Raw genomic sequence first — 6,668 nt, 5'->3', positions numbered from 1 at the left:
CGATTCCGACGGCTCGCTTTCCGACGCCTCGCTCTCCTCGCTTTCGGGCGCCTGCCCCACGGCGGGCAGACGGGCCTCGGGCAGGCGCGAGCCCAGCGTCGCCGGCGCACCGGGACTCGCCTCGGGCAGCGAGGGGGCGGGCGGCCGCTCGAGCGAGTCGTTCTCGCTCGTCCCGTCCTCGACGGCGGTGTCCCGCTCGGGGATATCGACCGTCTCGCCCGAATCCGATCGCTCCGATCCTTCCGGTTCCTCGGTGCCGCCGGTCAATTCCTGCCACCAGCCCTGGACGCGCTCGCCATCGAGCTGCGTCAGCACGAGCACGACGATCGCGGCCACGACCAGGGCCAGCAACCAGCCCAGGAGTCGCCCCCAGACCCCAGTGCCACCGCCACGACGATCCTCCATCACGGCCAGCGTCGGGTGCTGGCCGCCCTGAATCTCGCCGTGGGCAACGCCCTGTTGCCGGTTGTACTGCTCGATCAGCGCCTCGGCGTCGATGCCCAGCTGACCGGCCCAGGAGCGCAGGTAGGCGAGGATGTAGGGTCGCCCCGGAACGTCATCGAGCGCATCTCGTTCGATGTTCTCGATCACGCGCAGGTCGAGGTTCAGCGGCTGGGCCAGGTCGGCCGCCGTCAGACCGGCGGCCTCGCGCGCCTGGCGGATCCGCTCGCCGACGCTCGGGCCGGCCGGCGGTTCACTCACCGAGATCGCTTCCTCGGCGGGTTGGCCGAGGTCATCGCTCCATGCCGGCTCGCGTCGCTCCTGCTCGCTCATTGGCTGCCTCCACGCTCCAGTTCCTTCGCTTGGGACGAGTCCGGGAAACGGCCTCGCAGGATCATCCGGTGGTTCCGCAGCGCTTCCTCGTCACCGACGGCCTTGTCGATCTCGATCGCCGTGGCCAGCGATTCCGCGGTGTGGCGGAAACGACTCTCGTAGCGTTCCATGACCCGTGCGGCCTCTGCCGAATCGCCGGTTTCGTGGAGCGCGCGTGCCAGGCCGAGCGTTGCCGACGGTTGATTGGAGCCCGCATCGATCGCCCGCCGGAACTGCTCGAGCGCCTTGTCGCTTTCGCCTGCCCGCTGGTAGCAGCGGCCGGAATTGACCAGCGCATACTCGGGAGTCTCGTAGAGCGGGTCCTCGTAGGCCAAACGGAACAATGCCTGAGCCTTCTCGTACTCGCCCTCGCGACAGAGGTGGCCGCCGTAATTGTTGGCGATCCCCGCGCTGTCCCGATCAAGGCGGTGCGCCTTGCGGTACGCTTCGCCGGCCTCCTCGTCCTCGCCCAGCCGGTCGAGCAGCAGCGCGTGGACGTGGTGAGCCGCCGCGTAACCGCCGTCAAAGGCGATGGCGCGCTTGATCTTCTCCATGGCCACCTTGAGCTCGCCCTCGCGCATGTAGCCGGAGGCCAGCTCGGTGTTGACCTCCGCGGCCTGCCGGTGTTTGCCCGTGCTGCGCTCGATGTCGCGGGCATCGCTGCCCCCGTCCATCGTGGCGCAGCCGACCGGTCCGCCGGCCACCAGTGCCAGCGCAAGAACCGTCCACAGACCTCGTCCCTGTCGTTGTGAAATCATCAGCCGGTTACCTCCACGACACCCCGGTCGAGTCCCATCTGGGCCAGGCGGTCCTGGCGGCGGGAACGGTCGGCCACCTTGCCCACCAGCTGCCCGCAGGCCGCGTCGATGTCGTCGCCGCGCGTCTTGCGCGGCACCGTGTTGATCCCCGCGTCGCGTAGCCGGGTCGCGAAGCGCATGATGCGGTTGCGCGAGGAACGTCGGTAGTCCGAGCCCTCGAAGGGGTTGAAGGGGATCAGGTTGACCTTGACCTCGTCCCCACGTGGGCCCAGCAGGGCGATCATCTCGTCGGCATGCTCGGGCGTGTCGTTCACGCCGTCGATCATCACGTACTCGTAGACGATCGCCCCGTGCGGCACGACCTTGGCGTAGCGGTCGCAGGCGGCCATCAGCACGTCGAGCGGATACTTCTGGTTGATCGGCACCAGTTCGTCGCGCAGTGCATCGTTCGGCGCGTGCAGCGAGATGGCCAGGGAGATCGGCAGGTGCTCGGCCAGCCGGTCGATGGCCGGCACGATTCCCGAGGTGGAGATGGTCACGCGCCGCTTGGACAGGCCGTAGGCATGGTCGTCGAGCATCAGTTCCGCGGCGTCGACCACGGCGCGCTCGTTGAGCAGCGGCTCACCCATGCCCATGAAGACCACGTTGCTGATCGCCTTGCCCGTGGGCAGGCGGCGCTCGATTCGCTTCTCGGCCAGCCAGAGCTGCCCGACGATCTCGGCGGTGGAGAGATTGCGGTTGAATCCCTGGCGGCCGGTGGAGCAGAACGTGCAGGTCAGCGAACAGCCCACCTGCGAGGAAATGCACAGGGTCGCGCGATCGTCCTCGGGTATGTAGACCATCTCGACGGAGTTGCCCCCGCCAATGTCGACGATGAACTTGCGTGTCCCGTCGGACGACACCTGCTCGAGCAGGACCTCGGGCGTTTCGATGCAGGCCACCTGCTTGAGCTTCTCTCGCAGGCTCTTGGCCAGGTCGGTCATCGCGTCGAAATCCTCGACGCGACGCTGGTGCACCCACTTGAGCACCTGGGAGGCGCGGAAGGGCTTCTCGCCCATCTCCGCGAACCAGGCGCGCAGGCGCGCGGGCGACAGCCCCAGCAGATTCACGCGCTCGTCGGTTGCTTGCATCAGGTCACCATGGATCCTGCCCGGCGGGAAGGTCAGCTCAGCGGCTGATCACTTCCTCGGGCTTGAAGAAGAAGTCGATCTCGGTCTTGGCCGTTTCCGGGCTGTCCGAGCCGTGCACGGCATTGGCATCGATGGACTCGGCGAAGTCGGCGCGGATGGTGCCCGGCTCGGCGTCCTTCGGGTTGGTCGCGCCCATCAGGTCACGGTTCTTGGCGATGGCATCCTCGCCCTCGAGCACCTGGACGAAGACCGGACCGGACAGCATGAAGTCGACCAGCTCGCCGAAGAACGGGCGCTCCCTGTGCACCGCGTAGAAGCCCTCGGCCTGCTCGCGGGTCAGCTGCATCATGCGGGCACCGACGACCGACAGGCCGGCATCCTCGAAGCGGCTGATGATCTGACCGATCACGTTCTTCGCAACGGCGTCGGGCTTGATGATCGAAAGGGTGCGTTCAACGGCCATGAAACTTTCTCCTGATCGGGCGGTGGCAACCGTCCCGGTAAAACGTGAAAAACAAACCAGAAAACAAAAAGCTGCCGGCCGTCGTCTCGGACAACCGGAAAGCCGGATAGTTTAAGGAAACTCTGAACCAATAGCCAACGCCCGTGCGGCTCGCCAGGTGTCCGGATGCGAGGCGCGCTGCGCCGACGATACGTCTGGGCCGACAGGCCCCGGCGGGATCAGGGACCGACGCCCCGCATGCCCGAGGCGACCGCCTCGGTGCGCTCGTCACGGACCTTCTTCAGGCGACCGTCCTGTAACGCGGAAACATCGAGCACATGCGGCTTTTCCACCAGGTCCGCCAGCGAGATGGACTCGAGGAAATCGTGGATCTGGGCCGACAGCCCCATCCACAGATCGTGCGCCAGGCACTGGCCGCCGCCCTGGCAGTTGCCGCTCCCGCCGCAACGGGTCACGTCGACCATCTCGTCGACGGCGTGGATGATCTCGGCGATGTTGATCCGCCCCGGCTCGCGCGCGAGTTGATAGCCACCGCCCGGTCCCCGCACGCTGCTGACCAGCTGGCCGCGACGCAACTGGGCGAACAGCTGCTCGAGATAGGAAAGCGAGAGCGATTGCCGCTCCGCGATGTCCGCCAGCGCGGTCGGCTGCCCGCGGTCATGGATGGCCAGGTCGAGCATGGCCGTGACGGCGTAGCGACCCTTGGTCGTCAGCCTCATTGCAAACCTCCCGGCAGCGACCGTTGTCGCTGCGCTGAACACGGAATTCCGGGCACCCGGTGCCCGGAAACGATCGTCCCATCATAATCCTGCGAGCGGGGAGTGTATATGCCCCGCTCGTTACCGGGGCGGCGCGTCGTTGGCGCCGTCCCGTTCTTCGACGGCCTGGGGCGAGTCGCCGCAGCCGGCCACCCCGTCCTCCTCGTCGAGATGACAGCCATCCAGGCTGGGGCGTGCCGGGCGGGACACATCCACGCCCAGCGATCGCAGCGCGGCGGCCATTTCGTCGAGCTGGCCGTCGACCGCCTGGACGTGATCGAGCAGCCGGTCGACGACCGTGGCGACGGGGTCGGGCATGTCGCGCGCCACCCCGTAGGCATCGAACCCGAGTCGCTGGGCGACGCGGCGCTTGGTCTCGCTCTGCTCGGCACGGCGCTCGACCACTCGCGCCGGGATGCCCACCAGGGTGGCGCCCGCCGGCGCGTCCTTCAGGACCACCGCGTTCGAGCCGACGCGCACGCCGTCGCCCAGCTCGACCGGCCCGAGGATCTTGGCCCCGGCACCGACCACCACCCCGTCGCCCAGCGTCGGGTGGCGCTTTCCCTCGCGCCAGGTCGTCCCGCCGAGCGTCACGCCATGGTAGAGGGTGCAGTCGTTGCCGATCAGCGCGGTCTCGCCGATCACCACGCCCATGCCGTGGTCGATGAAGAACCGCCGACCGATACGGGCCCCGGGGTGGATCTCGATGCCGGTCAGCCAGCGGCTCACGTTGGAGACCAGCCGCGCCAGCAGGCGCCAGTTGCGCCGCCAGAGCGCATGCGCCACCCGGTGCCACCAGACCGCGTGCAGACCGGGATAGGTGAGCGCGATCTCCCAGCGGCTCCGTGCCGCCGGATCGCGGTCGAACACGCTGTCGACGTCATCGAGAATCGTTTTCCACCATCCCATCGCTTCGTCCCGCTATTCCTTGCCCGTCGGCGCGCCGCGCCGTTCCAGCGCCGTGATCATGCCCTGGAGGATCTGCACCTCCTCGCGGCGCGGCTCCGCCCGGTTGAGCATTACCCGCAGCCGGCGCATCAGTCGCTCGACCCGTGCCGCGCGATCGGCCTCCGCGCCGCCGACGGCGAAGAACCCCGTGGGCTCGAGCAACCCCTCGAGCCGCCGGCAGAGTGTAGCAAGCTCGCCGCGCGTGGCCGGGACCGCGTCAACGTCCGCCCCCGTCTCCCCGGGCGGCTCGACGGCGGCATGAAAGAGTTCGTAGCCCACCAGCTGCACCGCCTGCGCCAGGTTGAGCACGGGGTAGTCCGGGTTGGCGTGAATCGCCACCAGCCGATCGGCGACGGCCAGTTCGGCGTTGGTCAGGCCGGTACGCTCGGCGCCGAACAGGATGCTCACCCGGCCACCCGGACCGGCATCCGCTGCCTGGCGGCGCACGAAGGCTGCCGCCTCCCGACCCTCGTGCAGCGGCAGCGCGAGGTGCCGGGATCGGGCGGTGGTCGCCCAGACGGCCACCGAGTCGGCGACCGCCTCCTCGACGTCGCTCACGATGCGGGCACGGTCCAGGATCCCGGCGGCATGAGTCGCCACCGCGCGGGCGCGCTCGTCGACGGCCGCCCGCGGCGAGACCAGCACCAGCCGCGACAGGCCCATGGTCTTCATGGCCCTTGCGGCGGCACCGATGTTCTCGGCCATCGAGGTCTGGCAGAGCACGATCTCGACGCGCTCGAGCCAGTTCTCGGGGGACGGTTCCGTGATGGGACTGCGTTGCTCGTTCATGTCCAGGCGTGGTTGTTGGCGTGTTTACGCGTATAATTTCGGCCCGAGAGCCGGAGGGCCGGCCTCAATCACCACTCGCTCATCGAGCCGACAAGATCATTATGCCGCACCCCATGCTCAATATCGCCGTGCGCGCGGCCCGCGCCGCCGGCAGCATCATCTCCCGCAGTCACCACCGCGTGAACGACCTGACGATTGAGTCCAAGCGGCGCAACGATTATGTCAGCGACGTCGACCGGCAGGCCGAAGGCGCCATCATCGACACCCTGTTGCGCGCCTATCCCGATCACGGGATCCTGGCCGAGGAGAGCGGCGCGGGCGGCCACGAAGGTTCGGACTACCGCTGGATCATCGATCCGCTCGACGGCACCACCAACTTCCTGCACGGCATTCCCCACTATGCCGTGTCGATCGCCCTCGAATACCAGGGCCGGCTCGAGCTGGGCGTGGTCTACAACCCCGTCAATCAGGAACTGTTCACCGCCGAGCGCGGCGGGGGCGCCTTCCTCGACAATCGCCGCATCCGCGTGGCGCCGAGAAAGGGGCTGGAAGGCGCCCTGCTGGGAACCGGCATCCCCTTCCGCGACGACCAGAACCTCGAGCGCTACATCGCCACGCTGCGCGCCCTGCACGGACCGATCGCCGGCATCCGGCGCCCGGGTTCGGCCGCGCTGGACCTAGCCTGGGTGGCCTGCGGCCGTTTCGACGGCTTCTGGGAGTTCGGCCTGAAGCCCTGGGACATGGCCGCCGGCGTCCTGCTGATCCGCGAGGCCGGCGGGGTGGTGATCGACACCCAGGGCGGCGACGGCTACCTGGCCAGCGGCAACCTGATCGGCGCCAACCCCAAGCTCACCCACGTGATGCTCCAGGCGATCAGCAAGGCCGAGAAGGAATACGAGTCGGTCTCCCGCCCCTCCTGAATTTCCCCCGGGCTCAACCGGAACAAAGCAAGAAGGCCCGCCATTCGGCGGGCCTTCTTCTTGCCCGGTCCCGGAGCAACCGGTCAGGG

At 68.3% G+C, this 6,668-nt stretch carries 8 protein-coding genes; 1 reads left to right on the top strand and 7 read right to left on the bottom strand.

Annotated elements, in window-relative coordinates:
* The 7 genes from ACLFMY_RS07810 to ACLFMY_RS07780 all read right to left on the bottom strand — a co-directional run.
* The coding region (locus ACLFMY_RS07810) for a helix-turn-helix domain-containing protein (RefSeq protein ID WP_410764090.1) at positions 1-774 on the bottom strand (774 nt) is incomplete at its 3' end.
* The gene (pilW, locus tag ACLFMY_RS07805) at positions 771-1,571 is read right to left on the bottom strand and encodes a type IV pilus biogenesis/stability protein PilW (protein ID WP_410764089.1); all 801 of its coding nucleotides are present in this window, start codon (positions 1,569-1,571) and stop codon (positions 771-773) included. The genes pilW and ACLFMY_RS07810, both read right to left, overlap by 4 nt.
* Entirely contained in the window at positions 1,571-2,701 is a 1,131-nt protein-coding gene (gene rlmN / locus ACLFMY_RS07800) for a 23S rRNA (adenine(2503)-C(2))-methyltransferase RlmN (RefSeq protein WP_410764088.1), read from the bottom strand. The genes pilW and rlmN overlap by 1 nt, the downstream gene beginning before the upstream one ends.
* A 37-nt stretch (positions 2,702-2,738) precedes the next feature.
* Positions 2,739-3,164 (bottom strand): nucleoside-diphosphate kinase, encoded by a 426-nt coding sequence (gene ndk / locus ACLFMY_RS07795; protein WP_410764087.1) that lies wholly within the window; start codon positions 3,162-3,164, stop codon positions 2,739-2,741.
* Between the two features lie 218 nt (positions 3,165-3,382).
* Positions 3,383-3,883, bottom strand: coding sequence for an Rrf2 family transcriptional regulator (locus tag ACLFMY_RS07790; protein ID WP_410764086.1), 501 nt, complete (start codon positions 3,881-3,883; stop codon positions 3,383-3,385).
* A gap of 120 nt (positions 3,884-4,003) precedes the next feature.
* On the bottom strand, positions 4,004-4,831 hold the full coding sequence (gene cysE / locus ACLFMY_RS07785; RefSeq protein WP_410764084.1) for a serine O-acetyltransferase: 828 nt from the start codon (positions 4,829-4,831) through the stop codon (positions 4,004-4,006).
* A 12-nt stretch (positions 4,832-4,843) separates the two neighbouring features.
* Positions 4,844-5,659, bottom strand: coding sequence for an RNA methyltransferase (locus ACLFMY_RS07780; RefSeq protein WP_410764083.1), 816 nt, complete (start codon positions 5,657-5,659; stop codon positions 4,844-4,846).
* A 101-nt stretch (positions 5,660-5,760) separates the two neighbouring features.
* On the opposite strand from ACLFMY_RS07780, the gene ACLFMY_RS07775 reads away from it, so the two are divergent.
* The gene (locus tag ACLFMY_RS07775) at positions 5,761-6,579 is read left to right on the top strand and encodes an inositol monophosphatase family protein (RefSeq protein WP_410764082.1); all 819 of its coding nucleotides are present in this window, start codon (positions 5,761-5,763) and stop codon (positions 6,577-6,579) included.
* Positions 6,580-6,668 lie beyond the last annotated feature (89 nt).

Origin of the sequence: Guyparkeria sp., from assembly GCF_046545975.1 — a bacterium.
GTDB lineage: Bacteria > Pseudomonadota > Gammaproteobacteria > Halothiobacillales > Halothiobacillaceae > Guyparkeria.
This window is presented reverse-complemented; position numbering and strand designations above follow the sequence as displayed.